The sequence below is a fragment of the Roseinatronobacter domitianus genome (assembly GCF_023336755.1).
GTDB lineage: Bacteria > Pseudomonadota > Alphaproteobacteria > Rhodobacterales > Rhodobacteraceae > Roseinatronobacter > Roseinatronobacter domitianus.
Genome location: NZ_JALZWP010000002.1, coordinates 148,667 through 173,529, shown reverse-complemented (window position 1 = coordinate 173,529; position 24,863 = coordinate 148,667). Strand labels below are relative to the sequence as shown.

At 61.1% G+C, this 24,863-nt stretch carries 23 protein-coding genes; 10 read left to right on the top strand and 13 right to left on the bottom strand.

What is annotated here, in order from left to right:
* Positions 1 to 33: 33 nt before the first annotated feature.
* The 4 genes from M3N55_RS02905 to trhO all read right to left on the bottom strand — a co-directional run bounded on the left by M3N55_RS02905 (position 34) and on the right by trhO (position 4,204).
* Entirely contained in the window at positions 34 to 1,422 is a 1,389-nt protein-coding gene (locus tag M3N55_RS02905; protein WP_249056213.1) for a TRAP transporter large permease, read from the bottom strand.
* A 1-nt stretch (position 1,423) separates the two neighbouring features.
* Positions 1,424 to 1,981 carry a TRAP transporter small permease subunit gene (locus M3N55_RS02900; RefSeq protein ID WP_249056209.1) on the bottom strand — a complete coding sequence of 186 codons (558 nt, stop codon included), beginning with the start codon at positions 1,979 to 1,981 and terminating at the stop codon, positions 1,424 to 1,426.
* Positions 1,982 to 2,065: 84 nt separating this feature from the next.
* Positions 2,066 to 3,175: a TRAP transporter substrate-binding protein gene (locus M3N55_RS02895; RefSeq protein ID WP_249056208.1), complete on the bottom strand. Its 1,110-nt coding sequence runs from the start codon at positions 3,173 to 3,175 to the stop codon at positions 2,066 to 2,068.
* 126 nt (positions 3,176 to 3,301) lie between these two features.
* The gene (gene trhO / locus M3N55_RS02890; RefSeq protein WP_249056206.1) at positions 3,302 to 4,204 is read right to left on the bottom strand and encodes an oxygen-dependent tRNA uridine(34) hydroxylase TrhO; all 903 of its coding nucleotides are present in this window, start codon (positions 4,202 to 4,204) and stop codon (positions 3,302 to 3,304) included.
* A gap of 96 nt (positions 4,205 to 4,300) precedes the next feature.
* On the opposite strand from trhO, the gene pncA reads away from it, so the two are divergent.
* The 3 genes from pncA (at position 4,301) to M3N55_RS02875 (ending at position 6,483) form a co-directional block, all read left to right on the top strand.
* Positions 4,301 to 4,897 carry a bifunctional nicotinamidase/pyrazinamidase gene (gene pncA, locus M3N55_RS02885; protein WP_249056204.1) on the top strand — a complete coding sequence of 199 codons (597 nt, stop codon included), beginning with the start codon at positions 4,301 to 4,303 and terminating at the stop codon, positions 4,895 to 4,897.
* A 3-nt stretch (positions 4,898 to 4,900) separates the two neighbouring features.
* Positions 4,901 to 6,190: a nicotinate phosphoribosyltransferase gene (pncB, locus tag M3N55_RS02880; RefSeq protein WP_249056202.1), complete on the top strand. Its 1,290-nt coding sequence runs from the start codon at positions 4,901 to 4,903 to the stop codon at positions 6,188 to 6,190.
* Between the two features lie 125 nt (positions 6,191 to 6,315).
* Positions 6,316 to 6,483: a YdcH family protein gene (locus tag M3N55_RS02875; RefSeq protein ID WP_121093459.1), complete on the top strand. Its 168-nt coding sequence runs from the start codon at positions 6,316 to 6,318 to the stop codon at positions 6,481 to 6,483.
* Between the two features lie 63 nt (positions 6,484 to 6,546).
* On the opposite strand, the gene phbB is transcribed toward M3N55_RS02875, so the two are convergent.
* Together phbB and M3N55_RS02865 are read right to left on the bottom strand one after the other, a co-directional pair.
* A complete protein-coding gene (phbB, locus tag M3N55_RS02870) occupies positions 6,547 to 7,269 on the bottom strand; it encodes an acetoacetyl-CoA reductase (protein ID WP_249056200.1) in 723 nt (240 codons plus the stop codon).
* Positions 7,270 to 7,362: 93 nt separating this feature from the next.
* Entirely contained in the window at positions 7,363 to 8,535 is a 1,173-nt protein-coding gene (locus M3N55_RS02865) for an acetyl-CoA C-acetyltransferase (protein ID WP_249056198.1), read from the bottom strand.
* Positions 8,536 to 8,778: 243 nt separating this feature from the next.
* Here M3N55_RS02865 and hspQ point away from each other — a divergent pair, with 243 nt between their 5' ends.
* Positions 8,779 to 9,105, top strand: a complete 327-nt coding sequence (hspQ, locus tag M3N55_RS02860; RefSeq protein WP_249056196.1) for a heat shock protein HspQ — start codon at positions 8,779 to 8,781, stop codon at positions 9,103 to 9,105.
* 10 nt (positions 9,106 to 9,115) lie between these two features.
* Here hspQ and M3N55_RS02855 read toward each other — a convergent pair whose 3' ends face one another.
* Positions 9,116 to 9,574: an ATP-binding protein gene (locus tag M3N55_RS02855; RefSeq protein ID WP_249056194.1), complete on the bottom strand. Its 459-nt coding sequence runs from the start codon at positions 9,572 to 9,574 to the stop codon at positions 9,116 to 9,118.
* Positions 9,575 to 9,650: 76 nt separating this feature from the next.
* Complete coding sequence (locus M3N55_RS02850) at positions 9,651 to 9,992, bottom strand: STAS domain-containing protein (protein WP_249056192.1); 342 nt, start codon at positions 9,990 to 9,992, stop codon at positions 9,651 to 9,653.
* Positions 9,993 to 10,114: 122 nt separating this feature from the next.
* Between M3N55_RS02850 and M3N55_RS02845 the strand changes: the two genes are divergently transcribed.
* Genes M3N55_RS02845 through M3N55_RS02830 form a run of 4 tightly spaced genes read left to right on the top strand, consistent with a single transcriptional unit; the run spans position 10,115 to position 14,593 of the window.
* A complete protein-coding gene (locus tag M3N55_RS02845; protein WP_249056189.1) occupies positions 10,115 to 11,170 on the top strand; it encodes a saccharopine dehydrogenase in 1,056 nt (351 codons plus the stop codon).
* A gap of 49 nt (positions 11,171 to 11,219) precedes the next feature.
* A complete protein-coding gene (locus tag M3N55_RS02840; RefSeq protein ID WP_249056188.1) occupies positions 11,220 to 12,008 on the top strand; it encodes an alpha/beta hydrolase in 789 nt (262 codons plus the stop codon).
* Positions 12,005 to 13,954: an FAD-dependent oxidoreductase gene (locus tag M3N55_RS02835; protein ID WP_249056186.1), complete on the top strand. Its 1,950-nt coding sequence runs from the start codon at positions 12,005 to 12,007 to the stop codon at positions 13,952 to 13,954. The genes M3N55_RS02840 and M3N55_RS02835 overlap by 4 nt, the downstream gene beginning before the upstream one ends.
* A 54-nt stretch (positions 13,955 to 14,008) precedes the next feature.
* Positions 14,009 to 14,593, top strand: a complete 585-nt coding sequence (locus M3N55_RS02830; RefSeq protein WP_249056183.1) for a hypothetical protein — start codon at positions 14,009 to 14,011, stop codon at positions 14,591 to 14,593.
* A 28-nt stretch (positions 14,594 to 14,621) separates the two neighbouring features.
* On the opposite strand, the gene der is transcribed toward M3N55_RS02830, so the two are convergent.
* The 3 genes from der to M3N55_RS02815 form a co-directional block, all read right to left on the bottom strand.
* Complete coding sequence (gene der, locus M3N55_RS02825; RefSeq protein WP_249056181.1) at positions 14,622 to 16,082, bottom strand: ribosome biogenesis GTPase Der; 1,461 nt, start codon at positions 16,080 to 16,082, stop codon at positions 14,622 to 14,624.
* A 78-nt stretch (positions 16,083 to 16,160) separates the two neighbouring features.
* Complete coding sequence (locus tag M3N55_RS02820; protein WP_249056178.1) at positions 16,161 to 17,474, bottom strand: PQQ-like beta-propeller repeat protein; 1,314 nt, start codon at positions 17,472 to 17,474, stop codon at positions 16,161 to 16,163.
* Positions 17,475 to 17,504: 30 nt separating this feature from the next.
* Positions 17,505 to 18,155: a hypothetical protein gene (locus M3N55_RS02815; protein ID WP_249056176.1), complete on the bottom strand. Its 651-nt coding sequence runs from the start codon at positions 18,153 to 18,155 to the stop codon at positions 17,505 to 17,507.
* 204 nt (positions 18,156 to 18,359) lie between these two features.
* Here M3N55_RS02815 and M3N55_RS02810 point away from each other — a divergent pair, with 204 nt between their 5' ends.
* Positions 18,360 to 19,448 carry an efflux RND transporter periplasmic adaptor subunit gene (locus M3N55_RS02810; RefSeq protein WP_249056175.1) on the top strand — a complete coding sequence of 363 codons (1,089 nt, stop codon included), beginning with the start codon at positions 18,360 to 18,362 and terminating at the stop codon, positions 19,446 to 19,448.
* Positions 19,445 to 23,149: an efflux RND transporter permease subunit gene (locus M3N55_RS02805; RefSeq protein WP_249056173.1), complete on the top strand. Its 3,705-nt coding sequence runs from the start codon at positions 19,445 to 19,447 to the stop codon at positions 23,147 to 23,149. The genes M3N55_RS02810 and M3N55_RS02805 overlap by 4 nt, the downstream gene beginning before the upstream one ends.
* Before the next feature lie 9 nt (positions 23,150 to 23,158).
* On the opposite strand, the gene M3N55_RS02800 is transcribed toward M3N55_RS02805, so the two are convergent.
* Together M3N55_RS02800 and yaaA are read right to left on the bottom strand one after the other, a co-directional pair.
* Positions 23,159 to 23,746, bottom strand: coding sequence for an exopolysaccharide biosynthesis protein (locus M3N55_RS02800; RefSeq protein WP_249056171.1), 588 nt, complete (start codon positions 23,744 to 23,746; stop codon positions 23,159 to 23,161).
* A gap of 297 nt (positions 23,747 to 24,043) precedes the next feature.
* Positions 24,044 to 24,811, bottom strand: coding sequence for a peroxide stress protein YaaA (yaaA, locus tag M3N55_RS02795; RefSeq protein ID WP_249056169.1), 768 nt, complete (start codon positions 24,809 to 24,811; stop codon positions 24,044 to 24,046).
* Positions 24,812 to 24,863 lie beyond the last annotated feature (52 nt).

Below are 24,863 nucleotides of genomic sequence, written 5' to 3'. Positions count from 1 at the left end.
GGCGCACCCAAAGCGAAAGTCAAAACGACAGCCCTAGAACAGCAGCCCCGGCAGCCACAGCACCAGTTGCGGGAACATGAACAGCAGCACGATGGCAGTAATCTGCAACAGCACGAAGGGAATAGCACCCTTGTAGATCATGCCGGTGCTGACCGAATTGGGGGCTACGCCGCGCAGGTAGAACAGCGCAAATCCGAAGGGTGGCGTCAGAAAGCTGGTTTGCAGGTTGACCCCGACCATCACGCCCAGCCAGATCGGGTCGATGCCCAGCATCAGCAGCGTCGGCGCGGTGATCGGCAGCACGATGAAGATAATCTCGAACGTGTCGAGGATGAAGCCCAGCACGAACATCAAGACCATGACGGTTATCATCGCGCCCATCGCGCCACCGGGCATGGCCGACAGGAATTCATGCACCAGATCGTCGCCGCCCATTTGGCGGAACACGATGGCAAAGACCGAGGCGCCGAACAGGATGATGAAAATCATCGAGGTGATGACAGCCGTGCGGCGCGCCACATCGACGAAGATCTGTGCTTTCAGCCGACCGCGTAAACCGGCCAGCAGCGTCGCGCCCACGGCACCGACAGAGGCCGCTTCGGTTGGCGTGGCAATGCCGCCAAGGATAGAGCCCAGAACCGCGAAGATCAGCAGCAAGGGTGGTATCAGCGCGGTAACAATCTCGCGGCCCAACCCGGCTTTTTCCTCTGGCGGGATGGGGGTTGCCGGGCAGCTTTCAGGGTCGAACACCGCCTTGAACAGGATGTAGGCGATATACAGCGCGACCATCAGCAGGCCGGGAATGAACGCACCCGCGAACAAATCGCCCACCGACACTGTGGTGGGTGCGAAATTGCCAAGGCTCATCTGCACCTGGCTGTGCATGCCCGCGATCATGTCGCCCATGAAAATCAGCACGGTCGAGGGCGGGATGATCTGACCCAAGGTGCCGCTGGCGCAGATCGACCCGCAGGCGAGTTTCGGATCATACCCTGCGCGCATCATCGCGGGCAGGCTGATAAGGCCCATCGTCACCACTGTCGCGCCCACCACCCCGGTGCTGGCGGCCAGAAGGGCGCCCACAAGAATAACCGAAATTCCAAGCCCGCCGCGCATATTGCCGAACAGGCGGCCCATCGTGGACAACAGTTGTTCGGCAATGTTGCTGCGTTCCAGCATCACCCCCATAAAGATGAACAAGGGCACTGCGACCAGCACTTCGTTCAGCATGTAGCCGGTGTAACGCCCGGCCAGCGCGCGCAGGTTCGACATGTCGAACACGCCGAAATAAAGGCCAGCGAAGGCGAACAGAATGGACGTGCCTGCAAGCGTAAACGCGACCGGGAACCCCAGCAGCAGAAATCCGATCACGCCAAAGAACATCGTTCCGGCGAGGATCTCGCCAATCAATACCGGATCCATGTCAGGCTTTCTCCAACTCGTATTGGTAGCGGTAATCCGCTGGCACAAGATCTTCGCGCCCGGCGATAATCAGGATGGACCGGATCGCCATGGCCACGCCTTGCAGTGCAATGAGTGCCGCAAAAACCAGAATAAAACTTTTCAACACGAACAAGCCCGGCATCCCGCCGGGGTTTGCCGACCCTTCGAGCAGCCCGATAGACCGGTTCACGAAGGTGAAGGAATAGGCCCACACCACATAAGCGAAGGGCATCAGGAATACGCAGACGCCGATCAGGTCCATCCACGCTTTGCGCAGATTGCTGGCAGGGCGAAAGAAGATATCCACGCGCACATGGTCGTTGCGATACAGGCCATAGCCCGCCACGGCGGTGAACATGACCCCGTTCATCCACGGATACAGGTCTTGCATCCATAGGCGCGTATTGGCGAACAGGTAGCGTTCCACGACAACCCAGAAGCACACCATAACAATCGCCACCGACAGCCACATAAACGTGTTGCCGACAATGCGGTTCAGCGCGTTGATCGCTTTCATAAGTGCTGCGAGTGCGGTCATTTTGGCCCTCGTAATCTGATGCGTGCTCGCCCTAAAGGCCCCGGATCCTGTCCGGGGCCTTTGGTATCGTGTCATGAGAGGGTCTTAGCCAAGGTCCGAAATGTCGAAGTATTTCTGACGCGCGATCGCATAGGTCAGGTCGGTCCGCTCGGTGCGGGTGCGCAGAACATTCAGATTGCTGACATAGCTTTGCGCGACCTTCTTGGTCATTTCGTCGCCGCCTTCCAAAATCTCGGTCAGCAGTTCCTTGGCCGCATTCGCGCCACCTTGCCAAATTTCTTCCGGCCAGTTTTCATGCACGATGACGCCATGGTTCTCGACCATGTCGTTGAGCGCAATCGGGTCGTTCGCGTAGAATTCGCTTGGCACCTGGTCGTATTCGGCCTGGCACACATCGCGGACGATGGCTCGAAGGTTGGCGGGCAGTTCCTGATACTTCGCCTTGTCCACCACAACTTCGGTCGCCAGACCCGGCTCGTTGAATGAGGACGTGTAGTAATGCTTGCGCAACTGGTGGAAGCCCAGCGCGCGGTCATTATAGGGGCCGACGAATTCGGCGGCATCCAGTGCGCCCGATTGCAGCGCCTGGAAGATTTCGCCACCGGCAAGGTTCGTGACCGAAGCGCCCATCTTCTGCCAGACCTGACCACCCAAACCAGGCGTACGGAAGCGCAGGCCCTGAATATCGGCCAGACCGGTCAGTTCCTGATTGAACCAGCCACCTGCCTGCGTGCCGGTGTCGCCCGACAAAAAGCCCTGAACGCCGAACTGGTCGTAAAGCTCGTCCCAAAGTTCCTGACCGCCGCCATAACGCACCCATGCAGCCAATTCCCGGCTGGTCATGCCGAAGGGCACCCCGGTGAAGAAGGACAGGCCCACAGACTTGTTCTGCCAGTAATAGGCGGCACCGTGGCTCATCTCGGCAGAGCCGTCGATCACCGCGTCCAGAGATTGCAGCGCCGGGACCATTTCGCCAGCTGCAAAAACTTCAACGGTCAATGCGCCATCGGATGCGGCGGTGATGCGATCCGCGACGCGCTGCGCGCCCGTGCCCAGACCGGGGAAATTGCGTGGCCAGGTTGTAACCATGCGCCAAGTGATACGACCTTGCGCAACAGCCGGTGCGGCAAGTGTCGAAGCTGCTGCGGCAGAGCCGCCCAGCGCCGATGTCTTCAAAAACGAACGACGATCCATTATTACTCCTCCCGAGGTATTTTCGCCGGACATATGACTGTCCGTGCCCGGCGTTAGAGCATAATGGGGCTACGGAGTGAACAAAAATTCTTACCAATGTTATCGGTATCGTGGCTTTTGCGGCGCTCAGCCGCCGAAATGCGATGTTCCACGTTTGGCCGCCAGCCGAATCTGACGTTGCCGCTCGCGGAACCCTTCACGGCGTTCGGGGGTGAACTCTTCCACACAGTGATGACACAGCACACCCTCTTCGTATTCGGGGCGTGTTCTGTCCTCTGGCCAAAGCGGGCGGCGGCAGGCGTGGCACATGATATGTGGGCCGGGTTTCAACCCATGCTCGACCGATACGCGCTGATCGAAGACGAAACACGCGCCGTTCCATAGGCTTTGCTCGGCTGGCATCTCTTCCAGATATTTCAGGATACCGCCTTTCAGGTGGTAAACATCCTGAACCCCCTGCCCCAGAAGGTAATTGGTCGATTTTTCGCACCGAATGCCCCCGGTGCAGAACATGGCAATCCGCTTGTTGTGAAAGCGGTGGCGGTTGTCTTCCCACCATTGGGGAAATTCCCCGAAAGACTTGGTGCCCGGATCAATCGCGCCCTCGAACGTGCCGATCGCCACCTCGTAATCATTGCGGGTGTCGATCACGGCGACATCGGGCGCGCTGATAAGCGCGTTCCAGCCGGCGGGGTCCACATAATGCCCGGTGCCCGCGCGCGGGTCCACATCGGGCTGGCCCATGGTCACGATCTCTCGCTTCAGGCGCACTTTCATGCGGCCAAAGGGCATGTCGGGGGCGTGGCTTTCCTTCCACTCCAGCGCGGCACAACCCGGCAGCGCGCGGATATGCGCCAGAACCGCGTCGATCCCGTCGCGCGGGCCTGCAATTGTGCCGTTGATCCCCTCTTGCGCCAAAAGCAATGACCCTTTCACCCCATTGGTGCAGCATAGGGCGGCAAGCGGCCCCTTCAGCGAAGACGGGTCGTCAAACCGAGTGAAATGATAGAGTGCGGCCACGGTAAACATACGCGCGCTTTACTGCGCGCCGCGCTCGCGCGCAAGATAGCCGCCATTGACGCGGCCGTGTCAGGTGCTTAGCCCTAACCAAAAAGGAGAGCCGCCATGTCCCACGCCTTGATCGTGATCGACCTGCAAAACGATTTCTGCCCCGGCGGCGCGCTGGCCGTGGCAGAGGGCGACCAGATCGTGCCCGGCGTGAACGCCCGGATGGCAGAGGCCGCCGCCGTGATCCTGACGCAAGACTGGCACCCTGCCGGTCATAGCTCTTTTGCCAGCCAGCACGCGGGGCGCGCGCCGATGCAGATGGTCGATATGCCTTATGGGCCGCAAGTTCTGTGGCCGGATCATTGCGTGCAGGGCAGTCATGGGGCCGCGTTTCATGCCGATCTGACCACTGACCGCGCCGATCTGATTCTTCGTAAAGGGTTTCGGCGGCAGATCGACAGCTATTCGGCGTTTTTCGAGAATGACCAGACGACCCCCACAGGGCTGGAAGGCTATTTGCGCACACGCGGCCTGACCGAATTGGAATTCGTCGGCTTGGCGACCGATTTCTGCGTGGCATGGTCGGCGCTGGATGCCGCCAAGCTGGGCTTCAAGGTGCGGGTGCTGACCACCCTGTGCCGCGGTATCGACCTTGACGGGTCGATGGCCCGCGCGCTGGACGACATGCGCGCCGCTGGCATCGAATTGGTCTGACCCATGGATATCGCAACCCGCGTTTATAACCACCGCTGGAAGCTGGACCCGATTGTGCGGTCCCTGATTGATACCGATTTCTACAAACTGCTGATGTGCCAGTCGGTGTTCACCAACCACCCCGACACGCGCGTGACCTTCAGCCTTATTAACCGCGCCACCGATGTGCCGCTGGCCAAGCTTATAGACGAGGGCGAGTTGCGCGAACAGCTTGACCATATTCGCACGCTGCGACTGTCGCGCGGCGAATCGACCTTTCTGCGTGGCAACACGTTTTACGGCAAACGCCAGATGTTCCGCCCCGATTTCATGGAATGGTTCGAAGGCTTCCAACTGCCGCCCTATCATCTGGAACGTGTGGGCGACCAGTATGAGCTGACATTCGAAGGGTCATGGCCAGAGGCGATGCTGTGGGAAATCCCGGCGCTGGCGGTGCTGATGGAGTTGCGGTCGCGCGCCGTTCTGGGCCGGATGAAGCGGTTTGAATTGCAGGTGCTCTATGCCCGCGCGATGACACGTGTCTGGGAAAAGATCGAAGGCTTGCAAGGGCTGGACGGCCTGCGCATTGCCGATTTCGGCACGCGGCGGCGGCATAGTTTCCTTTGGCAGGACTGGTGCGTGCAAGCCATGCAGGAAGGCTTGGGCGCGCGCTTTATCGGCACGTCGAACTGTCTTGTTGCCATGCGCCGAGAGGTCGAGGCGATCGGCACCAACGCGCATGAATTGCCCATGGTCTACGCGGCGCTGGCCCCGGATGATGCCGCACTTGCCAAAGCACCTTACCGCGTGTTGGCCGATTGGCAGGCGGAACATGACGGCAATCTGCGCATCATTCTGCCAGATACTTACGGCACCCAAGGATTCCTTGACCGCGCCCCCGAGTGGCTGGCGGAATGGACGGGTATCCGCGTCGATTCGGGCGCGCCAGAGGATGGGGCCGAAGCCGCAATCCGTTGGTGGCAGGCGCATGGCCAAGACCCGCGCGAGAAACTTGTCATCTTCTCTGACGGGCTGGACGTGGACCGGATCCGGGCGCTGCACCGCGCTTTTGCCGGCCGGGTCAAGGTCAGCTTTGGCTGGGGCACGTTGTTGACCAATGATTTCCGTGGTTTAGCCACAGGTGATGGCTTGGCTCCGTTCAGCTTGGTGTGCAAAGCGATCAGCGCAGATGGGCGGCCCACGGTTAAACTTTCTGACAACCCTAACAAGGCGATGGGCCCAAAAAGCGAGATCGCACGCTACAAGCAGGTGTTCGGCGTGGGGCAGCAACAGGCAGAAGCCGTGCAAGTCTAAACGCTTTGGTAAGCATGGTGGCATATTTCAGCGCAAGCGCAGGGCGCTCACACCGAATTTTGGTGACAGGTGCCCGGAGCTGTGTTGCAATAAAACTGTCGCAATCAGAGTAGGAGGACACCTGAATGTCATTAACCTCGCATCTTGCCGCACTGCGCGAAAAACACGCGCACCTCTCTGACAAGGTTGACAGTATCCAACGCAGTCCTGGAAGCAGTGATCGGGAAATCGCTGAATTGAAGAAACAAAAACTTCGTTTGAAAGAAGAAATCGAGCGTTTGTCACACGCATAACGCTCATGTTTTAAATGCAAACGGCCCGCAAATGCGGGCCGTTTTTTTTGGCGTTTCAAGGGTTTAGACGAAGAACTGCGCACCGTTGGCGCTGATTGTGGACCCGTTCACGAAGCCCGCATCATCTGACACAAGGAACCCCACACAACGCGCGATCTCCTCTGGCTCTCCCAAGCGGCCTGCCGGGATGCCTGCAATGATCGATTCGCGCACCTTTTCCGGCACGGCCATGACCATTTCTGTCGCAATATAGCCTGGGCAAACGGCGTTCGCGGTAATGTTGAACCGCGCGCCTTCCTGCGCCAGAGATTTCACGATCCCCAGATCGCCCGCTTTGGTCGCAGCATAATTGACCTGTGCGAACTGGCCTTTCTGCCCATTGATGGAGCTGATGACCACCACGCGACCGAACTTGCGTTCGCGCATGCCGGGCCAGATGGGATGAACGGTATTGAACACGCCGGTCAGGTTGGTGTCGATCACTTCTTTCCACTGTTCGGGTGTCATTTTGTGGAAGGGTGCGTCGCGGGTGATGCCCGCATTCGCCACCACGATGTCGATGGGGCCAAGATCAGCTTCGACCTGCGCGATACCAGCTTTTGATGCGTCGTAATCCGCCGCGTTCCACTTGTAGGTCTTGATGCCGGTTTCGGCGGTGAAGTTCGCCGCGGCCTCGTCATTGCCGGCATAGGTCGCCGCAACCGTGTAGCCCTTGTCTTTCAATTCCTTGGAAATCGCCGCGCCAATGCCGCGCGATCCGCCTGTGACCAATGCCACTCTTGCCATGATGTCCCCCTCCTAAAGGTTGTTTTGCGTCTGCAATATTTGGTAACGAGCAAGCGCAGCGTGCGCAAGATTATTGCGCACGCCGAATCGCTTTTAACGTTCGAGGCACATTGCCACGCCCATGCCGCCGCCGATGCACAGGGTCGCCAGACCCTTTTTCGCGTCCGAGCGCTGCATTTCGAACAGCAGCGTGTTCAGGATGCGGCAGCCAGAGGCGCCGATGGGGTGGCCGATGGCGATTGCGCCGCCATTCACGTTTACCTTGGCCGGGTCCCAGCCCATGTCTTTGTTCACGGCGCAGGCTTGGGCGGCGAAAGCCTCGTTGGCTTCGATCAGGTCCAGGTCTTCGGGCTTCCAACCGGCTTTTTCCAGCGCCTTGCGGCTGGCGTGGATCGGGCCGACACCCATGATCGCCGGGTCCAGACCGGCAGTCGCGTAGCTGGCAATGCGGGCCAGCGGGGTCAGGCCGCGTTTTTCAGCTTCTTCCGCGCTCATCAGCATGACGGCGGCGGCACCATCGTTCAGGCCAGAGGCGTTTGCAGCGGTCACGGACCCATCTTTGGTGAAAGCCGGGCGCAGCTTTTGCATTGATTCAATCGTCGCGCCGTGACGAATATATTCATCATCTTCCACGACAATGTCGCCCTTGCGGGTCTTCACTGTGAAGGGTGCGATTTCATCCTTGAACTTGCCGGCCTTCTGCGCGGCTTCGGCCTTGTTCTGGCTGGCGACAGCGAAAGCGTCCTGCTCTTCGCGGCTGATCTGCCATTTCCCGGCCACGTTTTCGGCGGTTTGCCCCATGTGGTAGCCGTTGAACGCATCCCACAGCCCGTCCTTTATCATGGTGTCGATCATTTTCATGTCGCCCATCTTGGTGCCCGCGCGCATGTGGGCGCAATGGGGCGACAGGGTCATGTTTTCCTGACCGCCAGCCAGCACAATGGCCGAATCGCCCAGCATGATGTGCTGCGCACCAAGGGCGACGGCGCGCAGGCCCGACCCGCACACCTGGTTGATGGACCATGCAGCCGCTTCAATCGGCAGGCCCGCATTTACATGCGCTTGGCGCGCAGGGTTCTGGCCCTGACCGGCCGTCAGGACCTGACCAAGAATGGTTTCCGACACATCTGCCTTGTCGATTCCCGCGCGGGCGACCACCGCGTCAAGGATGGCGGCGCCCAGATCATGTGCCGGAGTGTTGGCGAAAGCGCCACCAAAAGAACCGACAGCCGTGCGGGCCGCGGAGACGATAACTACGTTGGTCATGGATGCTCCTGTATCGTTGACGATGCGCGCGCTAGACCTAGTTTGCGCGGCTGACCTTCTGCTTGTAACACGGGTAGGCGGTCTTGCAATGCGCCAAACTGCCCTGTTTGCGCAATAATATTACGCAAGCCGTCCGCAATGCTGCCGTTGTCGTGGGGTTTGTCACAAACTGTTTCTGCGAAACGCGGTGCTTGGCATGGACTCTTATATTCGTTTTGCGTTAGGTCTGCGGCAGAGGCGCTGATGGAAAAAACTTGGGCGAAATACCACCTTGGCCAAGTGGTTCGACATAAAAAGCACCCGTTTCGCGGGGTGATCTTTGATGTCGACCCCAAATTCGCGAATACCGAGGATTGGTATCATTCCATCCCAGAGGATAGCCGCCCTAGCAAGGACCAGCCCTTCTATCACCTGCTGGCAGAGAACGAGGACAGTTTCTATGTCGCGTATGTGTCAGAGCAGAACTTGCTGCCCGATGAGTCTGGCGAACCTGTAGAGCACCCAGACTTGTATGAGCTTTTTGGCGAGTTCAATAACGGTCGCTATCCGCTTCAGATTGAGATGAACTGAGCTTAAAGCCTTAGTCTGCAAGGGCCGCGATCGGTAGTTTGTGACCGACTGGAACCCAGAATGTCAGGCAATTCGTATCCTTGACCCTATGATAGGTCAGGGCGCGTGCCAGGCTGCGGATCAGGAACCAGCCATACCCACCTTCGCGTAGGCGTGTGGGTTCGGGTGCGCGATGGCCAATAAGTTTAGGGTCGAATGGCCGGCCCTTATCGCTAACCCGGCAGCGCAATTCATTCATGCCAAGCCGTATTTCCAGATCAATCCGGCCTGACATGTCGCTATAGCCATGTCGGGCGATATTCGACAGCACTTCGGCGAGTATGATATTCATATCTTCGACCCATTCAGCGGGTGTTCCTTGGGCGTGCAGGAATTTATCGACCTGCACAAGCAGGGCGCGGACATCGTTCAGGGAGCTGTTGCAGCATGTGGTCAAAACCGGCAGCGGCGTTGGATCGCTTTGTATCATTCAAACAGTCCAGTTCTGAGCGAGGCGGGCACAGGTCATGGCCCGAACGAGGTGGTCTTAAAACGGCAGGCCCCAACTACCCTGTGGCGGGGAATGCCTGAGTGTCGGGCGAGTGGTCATGAATGCGAAAGACGGTGTCCATGCGCGTCAGCCGGAACACCTTGCGCACGCCCGGTGAGAGCGCCGCGATTTCAAGCGGGCGTTCCGGGCCAAGCAGTTTCATGGCCCCGACAATGGCCCCCAAGCCGCTGCTGTCCATGAATTCGACATTTCCCAGATCAAGAATAACCGGGCTGCCGGGATGCGCGGTCGCGCTGCGAATGGCGTCCTTGAACCGAATGGCAACGGCGGCATCCAACCGGGTTTCGCGTAATTCGATCACAAGGGCGCCGCCCGCTTCGCCAAGTGTCATCTGCATGTCATGTCCTTTTCTGGCCAGCCGCAGCCAGCTTAGCGCGAAAGTGTTACCAACTGCTTGCCAGCTTGCGGGTCGCCACGCGTCGCGCTACCCAAGGCCAAATCCCACTTCATGAGGGCCGCATGACTCATCTCTGGATTCGCGCCGAGCAGCGCCCACAGGAAGAACGTGTGGGCATCACGCCCGATGGCGTGGCCGCGCTGCGTGCCAAGGGCTTTCGTGTAACCATTGAAGACAGCCCTCGGCGCGCGGTTCCCATTGCGCCCTATACAGAGGCCGGGGCAGAGCGGGCCGCGTATGGTTCCTGGCCCGATGCGCCGACCGACGCGATCATCTTCGGCTTGAAGGAATTGCCAGAGGACGGCACGCCGCTGCGTCATCGGCACATCATGTTTGGCCATGCCTATAAGGGGCAACCTGCGGGCCAAGAACTTCTGCGCCGCTTTCGGCAGGGGGGCGGGGTTCTGTATGATCTGGAATACCTGACCGATGCGCAGGGCCGCCGCGTGGCTGCCTTCGGATATTGGGCCGGGTATGCGGGCGCAGCGGTGTCGCTTCTGGCTTATGCGGCGCAGGCGCGCGGTGGGGTTTGCGCGCCGGTCGCCCGGTTTGCCGACAAGACCGTGTTGGTGGATGCGGTGGCGCAAGCGCTGGCAGGTTTGGCGGTCCCCCGCGTGCTGGTCATCGGCGCGCTTGGCCGCGTGGGGCGCGGTGCTGCGGATATGTGTGCCGCGGTCGGCGCGCCCGTAACCGCTTGGGACAAGGCGGAAACCGAAGCCGGTGGCCCTTTTCCGGAAGTGCTTGCGCATGACCTGTTCCTGAACTGCATTCTTGCCATGCCCGGCACACCGGTTTTCGTGCCGCAATCGGCGGTAAGCGCGCCACGCGCCTTGCGGGTGATTGGCGATATCGCCTGCGATCCGACGTCTGATTTTTCACCCGTCAAGGTCTATGACCGCGCGACAGATTGGGCGCGGCCTGTGCTGCGGGTGCATGGCGCTCCGGTGCTGGATGTGATGGCGATCGACAACCTGCCCTCTTTGTTGCCCATAGAAGCTTCAGAGGATTTTGCCGCGCAGCTCTTGCCGCATTTGCAGGCAGTTGATGCCGTTGACGCAGGCATTTGGGGCCGGGCGCGCGCGGAGTTTGACCGGAATATACGCGCCCTAGAGGCTTGATGTTTTAGGCTTGAAATATATGCTGGGCCAAGCTTCCGGGGAGGGCGGCATGACAGGGTTGATAGATTGGGACGCGGCGTTCGAAAACGGTGCGCATATTCCCGGAGGGGCGGACTATCCGGCGCGATGGCAGGCGCGCGCGGCGGAGTATCGCGACACCGTGCGCACCCGGCTTGATGTGCCCTATGGCGATGGTGCGCGTGAGCGGTTCGACCTGTTCCTGCCCGATGGCACGCCAAAGGGGTTGGCCGTGTTCGTGCATGGTGGCTATTGGAAAGCCTTCGACAAATCCACATGGTCGCATCTGGCACATGGTGCCGTTGCGCGGGGGTGGGCAATGGCCATGCCCAGCTACACGCTGGCACCAGACGCCACGCTGGCCGTGATGACCGCCCAGATCGCCCGCGCGATTGTCGCAGCGCAGGCAGAGGTGCCAGGCCCGGTGCGGCTTGCCGGGCATTCCGCCGGGGGCCATCTGGTCGCGCGGATGCTATGTGCCGACATGCCCAATGTGGCGGGGCCAGCGGTGTCCATCTCTGGCCTGCACGATCTGCGGCCATTATTGCGCACCAAGATGAACGGCATCTTGCGCCTGACCCCGGATATGGCGCAGGCCGAAAGCCCTGCTTTGCAGGTGCCGCGCCCCGGCACGCATCTGACCGCGTGGGTCGGCGGGCATGAACGCCCCGAATTCTTGCGGCAATCTGCGCTGATGCGCGAAGCCTGGCCCGGAACGCGGCTGGTGGTGGACGGTGATTTCCACCATTTCAACGTGATCGCCGCGCTGGAAGACCCCGATAGCTCGCTGACCGAAGCCATCTTGCAGGACGCTCCATGACTGTTTTCGTCACCCAAGAGGGCGATATCGCCCGCGTCACCCTCGACAATCCGCCGGTCAACGCACTGGGCCAAGCGCAGCGCGCGGGGCTGGCAGAAGCCGTGGCGCAGACCAACGCAATGCCGGGGCTGCGCGCTGTGGTCCTGCATTGCGCCGGGCGCAGCTTTGTGGCCGGGGCCGATATTCGAGAGTTTGGCAAGCCGCCCATGGAGCCGCATTTGCCCGACGTTCTGGCGCAGATCGAAGGCGCGCATGTGCCTTGGATTGCGGCCATTCACGGCACCGCGCTGGGCGGCGGGTTGGAACTGGCCTTGGCGTGTCGCTACCGGGTGGCCGCGCGTGGCGCGAAGCTGGGTTTGCCAGAGGTCACATTGGGCCTGATCCCCGGTGCTGGCGGCACGGTGCGTTTGCCGCGCATTATACCAGCCACCTATGCGCTGGAGATGGTTGCGGGGGGCAAGCCGATTTCTGCCACGCGCGCCGCAGACTTGGGGTTGGTGGACCAACTTGCAGAGGGCGATCTGTTGGACAGCGCCCTCCATTTTGCCGCAACGCTGGCAGAGCGTCCTGACCCCGGCCCGGTTCTGGCGCGCCCGGTGTTGCACCCCGACCCGGCGGCGTTTGAAGCGCTGGCGACCAAATTGGACAAGCGCGCCCGTGGCCAGAACTCTCCCAAAGAAGCGGTTGCGGCGCTGCGCGGCGCGCTGACCCTGCCTGCGCCAGAGGCTTTGGCGGCAGAACGCGCGGCTTTCCTGCGCCTGCGTGACGACCCACAATCCAAGGCGCTGGCATATGTGTTCTTTGCCGAACGTGCGGCGGGACGGTTGGACCGGTTGAAAGATGTTCGGGCGCCTGTGCCCGAACGGATCGGCGTGGTTGGCGGCGGCACAATGGGCGCGGGCATTGCGGCGGCTTGCGTGCTGGCGGGGCTGCGCGTGACGTTGCTAGAGCAGACAGCAGAGGTTGCTGACGCCGCAAAGGGCCGCGTGATGGGCATTTTGCAAGACAGCTTGGCGCGCGGGGTGATCGGGGCTGACCGCCACGCGGCCTGTGTCGCCGCTTTCACCGCGACCAATGACCCTGCCGACCTGTCGGATGCGCAGCTTGTCATAGAAGCCGTGTTCGAGGATTTCGACGTAAAGAAAGCCGTTCTGGCCCAGTTGGAAACTGTTACTGCGCCCGATTGCGTCCTTGCCACCAACACCTCGTATCTGGATGTAAGCGCCTTGGCCGCGACTATGGCCGACCCGTCGCGGCTGGTGGGGCTGCATTTCTTCTCGCCCGCGCATGTGATGAAACTTTTGGAAATCGTGGTGCCGGACGCGGTATCGGACCACGCCCTTGCCACCGGTGCAGCATTGGCCAAAGCCTTGGGGAAGATCACGGTGTTTGCCGGGGTGTGTGATGGGTTCATCGCCAATCGCATCATGTCGGCCTACCGCGCCGATTGCGAGCACATGCTGGAAGAGGGTGCGCTGCCTTGGCAGATTGATGCCGCTATGGTCGCGTTTGGCTTTCCGATGGGCATTTACCAGATGCAGGATCTGGCGGGGCTGGATATTGCATGGGCCATGCGCAAGCGCCGCGCCGCTGAGGGCAAGCGCCCGGCGAATTACGTGCGTATTCCTGATATTCTGTGCGAGGCGGGGCGCTTTGGCCGCAAGGCGGGGCGCGGCTGGTATGATTATTCCAGCGGCAAACCCGTGCCCGACCCGGAAGTGGAGCGCGTGATCCTGGACGAATCCGCGCGCAAGGGCATTGCCCGGCAAGATTTTGGCGCAGAGGCGATCATGGCGCGCATTCTGTCGGTCATGCAGGCCGAAGGGGACGCGATCCTTCGTGAAGGGATCGCCGCGCGCGCGGATGATATTGACGTTGTGATGATAAACGCTTTCGGCTTTCCGCGCTGGACGGGCGGGCCGATGTATCTGCGCGGGCCATTCTAGCCGTTGCGGCGAATCAGGGCGTGCAGTAGCGTTTTGGGAACTGGGAGTGTTGCCATGTTCCGATACGTTGTCATCGCGCTTGTCCTGCTGGCCCCTGCCGCAAACGCCGAGGATTGCGACGCGTTATTCCTGCGCCTGATGGTCGAAGGCAATCCGGAGGTACCGGTCGTGATTGAAGCTACGCAAAGCTTCAACGGTGCACCACCCACAATCACACGCCACTCGGCGGATGAGACAGGCGATTGGTTAAGCGAGGCGGTGGAGCCCGCAGCCCTGCCGTGGTCCATGCAGCGCGGCGATGTGATGTATCAATCCACCGATGGCGGGCAAAGCTGGTCAGAACTGGGTCGCTTCACCGCCGAACAGCGCGAGGCCGGGCGCGAGAAATTGCGGCAAGACTCCGAAACGCGCCACGACATCGCATGTGGCACCGACACCCGCGATGGCGCGCGGTATCAGCTTGTCGAGGGCCGCTATACAGCCAATAGCCAACAAGATGCGCAGATGTTCCTGCGCTACTGGCTGGACGATGACGGCTGGATCGCGCTGCATGAAATGCAGGTGCGCGCGGCGGCCTATGATCTGGACGTGACGCAGGTGTTGCGCCGGGTGGAAAGCGTGAAGTTGCCCACGCCATAGCGACAACCCGGCGCGGGGCAGACGGAGATCAGCTCTCGCGGCGCCCCTCCAGATGCTTGCGTAGTTTCGACGGCGGCGCTTTCTTGCGGCCCTTGAACGGGTTTTTGTCGTTCTGGGACCGCATGAACATGCGAATCGGTGTCCCCGGCATGTCGAAGTTGTCGCGCAAGCCGTTGACCAGATAACGGCTATAGGCTGTCGGCAGGTCTTCGGGATGTGAACACATGACCACGAAGGCCGGGGGCCGTGTCTTGACCTGTGTCGCGTAGCGCAGCTTGATGCGCTTGCCGCCCGGTGCGGGCGGCGGGTGCGCCGTGACCATCGCTTCCAGCCATTGGTTCAGCTTGGCGGTGCCGACGCGGCGGTTCCAGATATCATGCGCGCGCAGAACGGCGTCATGCAGACGGTCCAGCCCTTTGCCGGTCTTGGCCGATACTGTGACCATCGGCGCGCCGCGCAACTGAGGCAGCAGCTTCTCGAACTTGTGGCGCAGTTCTTTCAGCTTGTCCTGCTTTTCTTCTTCAATGTCCCATTTGTTGACGGCCACAACCACCGCGCGCCCTTCGGTTTCGGCGAAATCGGCAATGCGCAGGTCTTGGGATTCGAACGGGATCGCGGCGTCCAGCAGCACGACCACAACTTCTGCAAAGCGCACGGCGCGCAATCCGTCAGCCACGGACAGTTTTTCGACCTTGTCGACCACGCGGGCTTTCTTGCGCATGCCCGCCGTGTCGAAAATGCGGGTCGGCGTGCCCATCCAGTCCAGCGACAACGAGATCGAATCGCGGGTGATTCCTGCCTCTGGCCCGGTCAGCAGGCGATCTTCGCCCAAGATTTTGTTAATTAGCGTGGATTTACCCGCATTGGGCCGCCCGATAACCGCCACTTGCAAGGGACGTGCGGCGCTGGGCGTGTGGTCGGGAACCTCATCCTCGTCCTCGTCGGAGATATCCAGATCGACCACGGGGGCAGTGGCCTCTGCCCGTTCTTCGTATTCCTCGGCCAGTGGACGAAGTATGTGATACAGTTCGTCCATACCCTCGCCATGCTCGGCAGACAGGCGCAGCGGTTCGCCCAGGCCAAGCCCGTAGGCATCCAGCACCCCGGCTTCGCCTGCGCGACCCTCGGCCTTGTTCGCGCCCAGAATGACATGGGTGCCGCGTTTGCGCAGAATCTCGGCCAAGACTTCGTCGCTGGCGGTTACGCCTGCACGTGCGTCGATCAGGAACAGGCAGATATCTGCCATGTCCACCGCCCGTTCCGTCAGGCGGCGCATACGGCCTTGCAGACTGTCATCTGTCGCGTCCTCCAGCCCCGCCGTGTCGATCACGGTAAAGCGCAGGTCGCCCAGCTTGGCTGCGCCTTCGCGCAGGTCACGGGTCACGCCGGGCTGGTCATCGACCAGTGCCAGACGTTTGCCGACCAGTCGGTTGAACAAGGTTGATTTGCCGACATTGGGGCGGCCAATGATGGCGAGGCTGAAGCTCATGTATCCCTCCGGGGACAAAAACGCAGGACGGCCCCGCGCCGGGCGGGGCCTGTCAGAAAACGCGCTATAGCGCAATGGCTAGCGATAGGCCAGCAGGCTCCCGCTTTTGGATACGACATAGAGCGTTCCACCCACGGCAATCGGGCCGCTGGCCGCACCGCCGGGCAGATCGACCTCGCCCACAAGCGCGCCATTGGCCGGATCGAAGCTGCGGATCATGCCATCGCTCGAGGCGACGACCAATCGCCCCCCGGCCAGAAGCGGGCCGAAATGCGCGTAAATCTCTGCGCGTTTGCGTTCGCGTTCGGTCGTGTGCAGCGGAAGCGGCTGGCCCCAGATGAATTCGCCCGTCGCGGCATCAAGACGGACCAGGCGGTTGCGATCCGACATCAGGAACACCGACCCACCCACGGGCCAGACCGGGCCATAGGCGGCTTCGTCGGCGGTCCATAGCCGCGCGCCATTGGCAAGATCCAGCGCCATGACGCGGCCGGACTGGTTGCCGATGAAGACGCGATTTCCGGAAATGACAGGATCGCCGGTGATATCCTTGATCCGGGCATAGGCCACGCCCAGCCGCGTGCCCGCGATGCTGGTGCGCCATTCGATCATGCCGGTGTCGCGCTGTGCCGCAATCAATTCGCCCGACGGGGTCGGGAACAACACAAGCGCACCCGCGACCGCCGGTGCCGCGCCGCCCACCATAGAGGCGACCGAGGGCGTGCCGGGCAATTGCCAGTCCGTTTTGCCATCGCGGGTTTCCAGCGCCCAAGCTGTGCTGTCGGCGGCGACGACATAGACCCGGTCGCCAGCGACCGTTGGCGGGGCCGTTACGGGCGCGTCAAAGGCTTTGGTCCAGACAAGATCGCCGTTGGCCGAGTCGATAACAGTCAGGCTGCCGAAGGCCGAGGTGACATAAAGCCGTCCATCCGCCAATGCCAAGCCGCCGCCAGAGGCGCCGTCGCCGCGGCGGTCGGCGGTAGGTGTCAGATCGCGCGTCCAGACCGTTGCTCCGGCAGTGTTTGTGGCCGTCACTTGCGCCCGGCTGTCCAGCGTGTAGATGATGCCATTTGCTGCGACAGGTTCGGCGGTGATGCGGTGGCGTCGTCCGTCACCTTGGCCGACATCGGCAGCCCATTGCTGGGTCAGCGTCGCACCAAGCGCCGGGTGTGCAATCCGTGTATTGGGCGTGCCCAGACGGTGCGTCCAGGCTGCATTGACCTGCGTTCCGGGCAGGCTGATTGGCTCTGCCCGGCTTGCGGCGGCTTCGCCTGCGTTTTCGGCAAAGGGCGCGCGCAGCGGGAACCGCGCGCCTTCGAGGATGAATTCGCGGTCACAGGCTGTCACGGCGAGCGCCATGGCAAGCAAGGTTGCGGATGTCCAAAATCTCACCTCAGGCTCCTATCTTGCTGTGCCCGCGCGTCACGCGGCGCCGGTTTCGGCCCCAAGGCCAGTCAAAAGTTGCGTGACGCGCTGGCGCAGGGCCGCGGACACGTCAGATTGTTGCAACAGGTCTTGCAGAATTTCTATGGCGCGCGCCTCGTCGCCCTCTTCAAGCGCGAGCAGAGCGCTTTGTTCCAGCGCCAGCGGGCGGAAGGGTTGACCGGGCTGCGCCAGACCCGCGATCACGGTCTGGCGCTCTCCCAGGGGCAGAATGCCTTGCCCTGCCATCACCCGTTTCAGTGCGGCTAGCTGGCGATAGGCATCGGGCAGGCTTTCATCCTGCGCGGCGGCCTGAAACGCGTCCATCGCCGCGCCGCGGTCGGTTTCCAGCAATTCACCGGCGCGCAAAAGCTGAAGCAGCCCCTGTTGCGCACCTGTCACGTCAATCTGGGACAATGCAGCGACGCGCGCAGCACTATCGTCGTTTTCCAAGGCGGCAAGAACGCTTTCGCCAAATGCCTCTGCACTGGCTTGCGCGCTGGCTTTGCGCCATTCGTTCCATGCTGTGCCACCAACCAGCAACAGCACAAGCAACACAGCGATCCAGCTATATTTGCGCAGGTATTGCATGGCCCGGTCGCGCCGAAGCTCTTCGCTGACCTCGTCGATGAAACTTTCCGGATTGCTCACGTCGGGCACCTTTGCACTGGGTCTTGCGTTGTCTTAGCGTGAAGCGGGGGTAATTGCCAAGCCCTGCTGGCTGCAAGCGGGCTGTGCAGCCGCTGTGAATAAAAATATCGCACCATACGATTCTGCACCTGCAAAATAAATCTGAACTGGTTAGTCTAGCGTATAGAGGCTATATGCACGGAAAGTTTGGACCAAGAGGCGGCAATGCGCATTTTTCCACTAGTCACAGCGTTAACGGTTGTGGCTGCTCTCTATTTTCTGGTGATGGAGCGCGGCACGCTGTTCAGCTTCGCCGGCGTTGTGACGGAAGCAGAAGCTCAGACTGATGACGCGCCGGACAGGGATTTGGTCAAAGTGGTTGCAATGCGGTCGGTCGCGCAGCCGGTTGACAGCAGCGTTGTGCTGCGTGGACGAACAGAAGCCCCGCGCTCGGTCGAGGTCCGGTCTGAAACGTCCGGCCTTGTGGTGTCAGAGCCGCTGCGCCGCGGTGCGCGTGTATCAGCGGGCGATCCGTTATGCGAAGTCGCACCGGGTGTGCGCCGCGCGGCGCTGGACGAAGCGCGCGCGCGCCTGAGTGAGGCCGAGATCAATTTCCGCGCCGCCGAAGGGCTGCGCGAGGGCGGTTTCGCCCCCGAAACGCGCCTTGCAGGCGCCCGCGCCGCGTTGCAAGCGGCGCAAGCCGGGCTGGACCGCGCGGTGGAAGACATGGCGCGACTGGTCATGCACGCCCCTTTCGATGGATTGCTGGAAACCGATACGGCGGAGCTGGGCAGTCTGTTGCAGCCCGGCGCGCTGTGCGCGACGTTGATCCAGCTTGACCCGATGAAGCTGGTCGGCTTCGCGAATGAATTGCAGGTCGCACGCCTGACTGAAGGCGCGCGTGCCGGGGCACGGCTGGCCGGGGGACGCGAAGTGGTTGGTCAGGTCAGTTTTATTGCCCGCTCGGCGGACCCTGCCACACGCACCTTCCGCGTCGAGGTGACGGTCCCGAACCCCGATAACAGCATCCGCGACGGTCAAAGCGCTGATATCATGGTAGAGGCTGATGGCCGCGAGGGTCATCTGATCCCGGCGTCTGCCCTGACGTTGAACGACGCGGGCGAACTGGGGCTGCGCTTGGTGGATGACGAAGGTCATGTCAGTTTTGCGCCAGCGACCGTGTTGCGCGACACCGATCAAGGCATCTGGCTGGCCGGGTTGCCCACGGAAATTGGCGCAATCATCGTTGGGCAGGAATTTACCCGTGCGGGGGCCATGGTTGACGTGACATGGCGCGAGGAGGCCGCGCAATGATCGGCATCGTTTCCTGGGCCGCGACCCATGCGCGGATGGTTCTGGCTCTTGTGGTCATGACCCTTGGGGTCGGTGCGGCCGCCTATTTCGGCCTGCCCAAAGAGGGCGAGCCGGATATCGAGGTGCCCGCCGTTATCATCACCGTGCCGTTTCCGGGTATTAACGCGGTCGATTCCGAGGATGCCATTGTAAAGCCGATGGAAACCGAACTGGCCGGGCTGGACGGGCTGAAAAAGCTGGGTGCCTTTTCAGCCGATGGCATTGGCGCGGCGGTTCTGGAATTTGAATTTGGCTGGAACAAGTCCGAAACCATGGCCGACATTCGGGACGCCATGACCCGCGCCGAAGCGCAATTCCCCAGCGGCGCGCAGAATTACACCCTGACAGAGATTAACTTTTCCGAATTTCCGATCGTCATTGTTGCCCTGTCGGGCGATGTTTCCGAGCGCACGCTTCTAAGTGCGACCCGCAGCCTGCAAACCCGGATCGAGGCGCTCGATTCCGTGCTGGAAGCCGAAATCGCCGGTGCCCGCGATGAGATGGTCGAGGTGCTGATCGACCCGCTGAAGCTGGAAGCCTATAACGTGACGGCGGGTGAGCTGATCCAGACGGTCGGCGCGAATAACCAGCTTGTTGCCGCAGGGCAGGTCGAAACCGCCAGCGGCGCGTTTTCTGTCACCGTGCCCTCTACCTTTGAGAGCACGCAGGACATCTACAGGCTGCCAATCAAGGTAAACGGCGATTCGGTCGTGACCTTGGGAGATCTGGCAGAGATTCGCCTGACATTTGCCGACCGCGAAGGCACGGCGCGCTTCAATGGCGAAGAGAATCTTGCCATTCAGGTCGTCAAGCGCAAAGGCTTCAACGCCATCGACACGGTTGCTGCTGTGCGCACCGCCATAGAGGCAGAGCAAGCCAGTTGGGATGCCGAACTGCGCAGTTCTGTCCATGTTACCACCGCGCTCGACCAGTCGGTGCAGGTGGATGAAATGGTGCGCCAGTTGGAAGGCTCTGTCCTGACCGCCATCGCCTTGGTGATGATCGTGGTTCTTGCGGCCCTTGGCACGCGCTCTGCGTTGCTTGTGGGTTTCGCGATTCCGGCCTCGTTCCTGCTGTGCTTTATCCTGCTGGGCGTCATGGGCGTGGCGGTGTCGAATATCGTTATGTTCGGGCTGATCCTGGCCGTGGGTGTGCTGGTCGACGGTGCGGTTGTCGTGACGGAATATGCCGACAAGCGGATCGCGGCAGGCGATGGGCCAATGCAATCCTATGTCCGTGCCGCGCAGCGTATGTTCTGGCCGGTCATTGCCTCTACGGCGACAACGCTTTGCGCGTTTTTGCCCATGTTGTTCTGGCCCGGCGTGGCGGGCGAATTCATGGGGATGCTTCCGGTCACGCTGATCTTCGTGCTGACCGCTTCGCTGATTGTCGCGCTGGTATTCCTGCCGGTCATGGGCGGTGTCACGGGCCGGATTGCGCGCCGTGTGGGCCAGATATCGGATGCCTTGCGTCGTCTGCCTTGGGTGTTGCGCTTGCCTTTTGCCGCTTTGGCCGTGGTTGGGCTGTGGATGGGGGCGATGCTGCTTCTGAACCCCGGCTACCTGACAGGGGGCACGCAAGCTGCCCAATCTGTGGTGCAATTGCTGCCCGGTGCTGTGCTGATGATCTTGTCTGCCTTTGGCGTGTCGATCACCTTTGGTGCGATTGCCATTCGTCGCAAACCCAAGACAATCGATGCCAGCCGCCATTACGGTATTACGGGATGGCTGGCGCGGTTCGTTGTCGGCAACCCGGTCATGCCGATTGTGACTGCGGTCGCGGTGGTCGCGTTCGTGATGGCGGTGTTCCAGTATTATGGTGCCAATAATCGCGGGGTAGAATTCTTCGTAGAGACGGAACCCGAACAAGGCATCATTTATGTCCGCGCGCGCGGCAATCTGTCGTTGGATGAGAAAGATTCGCTGGTGCGGCAGGCCGAACAGGTCGCTCTGACCACCGAGGGGGTGGATTCGGTCTTTGCCTTTGCTGGTGATGGCGGGCTGAACACCAATACGGGTGGCACAAGTGCGCCCAATGACGCGGTTGGGCAGGTTCAGTTTGAGCTGACAAGCTGGCAGACACGCACGGATGACCCGGCCATGTCCGGCTCGCGGATTGTCGAGCGGATGCAGGCGCGCCTGTCCGAGATCCCCGGCATTTACGCTGAAACGCTTATTCAGGCGGGCGGGCCAGCCGGCGCGAAGCCTGTCCATCTGCGGCTGACCGGGCAGGATTTCGCCACGTTGGAAACAGCGGTGGAGCAGGTGCGCGCCCAGTTCGCTGACACCGCTGGTTTGTTCGACTTGGAAGATACCCGCCCGGTGCCCGGCATTGACTGGCAGATCAATGTCGATACCGAAATTGCAGGCCGCTTCGGCGCCGATGTGCAGACGATTGGCGGCATGGTTCAGCTTGTCACGCGTGGCCTGTTGCTGGACACGATGCGCGTCGATACCTCGGAAGAGGAAATCGACATCCGCGTGCGTTTGCCAGAGGAAAACCGCTTGCTCTCGACGTTGGAAACCCTGCGCGTGCAGACCAATTTCGGCATGGTGCCGCTGTCGAATTTCATAACTACGGAAACCGTGGCCAGCCGTTCGCGCATCGACCGGATGGACCAGCAGCGCTATTTCGACGTGAAAGCCGATGTGCGCCCCAATCTGGAACAGTTGGTAGATGCGGATGGCAATGTGCAGCGCGTTGTCACGCGGGCCGAAACCCACCCTGCCGAAAACGAACCCGGCACGCAGGCCCATGCGCTTGCCACGGAAACCGTGGCAGAGATGGAGCGCAACAACTGGCGTTCGGTGCCCATTAACGCCACCGAACGGATTCAGACGCTGACCGACTGGTTGCAGACAGAGGCCGATTTGCCTGCGGGCGTGGATTGGGAATGGACCGGCGAGCAGCAGGACCAGCAGGAAAGCCAGCAATTCCTGATATATGCGTTTGGCGCGGCACTGGGCCTGATGTTCGTGATCCTGCTGACCCAGTTCAACAGTTTCTACAATTCGGTGCTGGTGCTTTTGGCGGTCATCCTGTCCAGCGCGGGCGTGCTGATCGGGATGTTGGTCATGGAGCAGACCTTCTCTGTCATCATGACTGGCACGGGGATCGTGGCGCTGGCCGGGATCGTGGTGAACAACAACATCGTGCTGATCGACACATACCAAAGCTATGCCAAGATCATGCCTCGGATCGAGGCGATCATCCGCACCGTCGAGGCTCGTATCCGGCCTGTTTTGATGACCACAATCACCACTATGGCCGGTCTGACGCCGATGATGCTGGGGATCAGTCTCGATTTCGCCAATGGCGGCTACAGCATCGACAGCCCGACCGCGCTTTGGTGGAAGCAGCTTGCCACAGCGGTCGTGTTCGGTCTGGGCGTGGCGACGGTTCTGACGCTGATGCTGACACCGGCAATGCTGGCGCTTCGGGTCTGGATAGAGAAAGGCGCGTATCGTGGGGCACTGGGCCTGCGTTGGCTGTTTGCCAAGCGCGGAAGTGCTGCGCGGCGCGACCGGGCGCTTGAAAAGAAACTTTCGCGGATACGCGATACAGAGTTGATCTGGGACACTGGCTTGCCGCCAGCGCGGCCCGTCACGGTCACGCATGACCCGGATATCGAACCGGAATTGCCCTTGCGTGCGGCGGAATAGGCGCCGCGTTTACTGCGTCGCCAGCTTCGCGATCAGCAACACGGTCAGGCCAAGCCCACCAAGACCAAGACCTGCCAGCAGGCCATCGCGCACCAAAAGCGCGCTGGCCAGAATGCTTATGACAACCGCAAGCGACGTGGCCGAAAACGGCACCAGCTCGAAGAAAGGCATGATGGCGCCGCATGACATGCAGGTCAGCAGTAGTATCTGACGCCCCGGAAAGGCGAAAAACCATTCCGCGCGTGCAACGGTCTTGCGGTCGATGAAACCCGCAGGTTTATCCAGCTTCGAAACCGCCCAGACCAGCCGCGCTGTCGGCAGTTGCCGCCGCAAGATGAAACCTGGCAACCATATCGTGCGGCGTCCAAACAGGATTTGGGCGGCCACCAGCGCAATTGTCAGCCCGCCCAAGGACGACAACCCCGGAATGCCGCTGAGCGGTGACACAAGGATCAGTGCGGGCAACAGCAACAGCACCGGTTGCCCGCCTTTATCCATCGCATGCAGGATGTCCCCGAAACTGACCGAGGCGGCGTCCGAGACGTTGCGTAGCCGATCTAGGATATCCTGAACCGGGCGATGGGGTTGCTCTGCCATTTGGGCCTCTGTCCGAAGGGGCGCAGCCCGCAAACCGGCATCTGCTGGGCCACGGGTTGGGCCATCGCCATGGGAAACCCTGGTCGTATCCCCATTGGTCGCATCCTGCTGGCCAAACATGTCGCGCGGTTCTTCCCGTGGAACGCGGGCCTCCCCGCACGAATGAAAATGATGTTTCTCGCCGGGGTCGCAACCAGCGCAAATACAGCTTCCGCAAACCACCGAACAATGTCCAGATACGGACGCACGCGGTAACGGGGTCTTGAGCAAAGCGGAGCCGCGCGCCTAGATTCGGGGTCAGATTTCCCGGATGAACACAGGGCGGTCTTCGGATGATTGCTTGGCATCAAACGCATAGCCGCCGCTGTCGAACGCGCGCAATTCCGCCGGGTCGGTCAAACGGTGTTCCATCACGAAGCGCGCCATCGCGCCACGGGCTTTCTTGGCGTAAAAGCTGATGACTTTTGGCTCTGCGCCGTCCTTGCTGTCCAGAAATTGAGGAGTGATGACGCGCGGGCGCAGTGCGCCAAGCTCCACCGCGCCGAAATATTCCTGTGATGCGCAATTCACGATCACCTTTGCGCCCGCTTCTGCCGCTGCGGCGTTCAGCGCCTGCGAAATGCGGTCGCCCCAATAGTCATAAAGCGATTTGCCTTTTTCGGTCTTCAACCGGCTGCCCATTTCCAGGCGATAGGGTTGCATTGCATCAAAAGGTCGCAGCAGGCCGTATAGGCCCGACAGAATACGCAAATGCCCTTTGGCCCAGTTCAGCGCATCCGGGTCAAGAGAACCTGCATCCAGCCCGGTATAGGTGTCGCCCGCGAAAGCGTGGATCGCGGGGCGGGTGGCCTCTGGCTCTGGGTCGGCTTTGAAACTTTCGAACCGCTCAAGGTTCAACTCTGCCAGCTTGTCGCTGATATGCATCAGCTTTTTCAATCCCGGCGTGCCCAGCTCTTTCGCCACATCTGCCAGCGCAACGGCATCGGCCTGAAAATCTGGCCGGGTGGTGGCATCGGGCTGGGCTGTCCAGTCCAGTTTCTTTGCGGGCGACAGGATAACGAGCATTCGGCTAGTCCTTTTTGGCAACCCTTCTTACCTAGCGATTGCGCCGCGCATG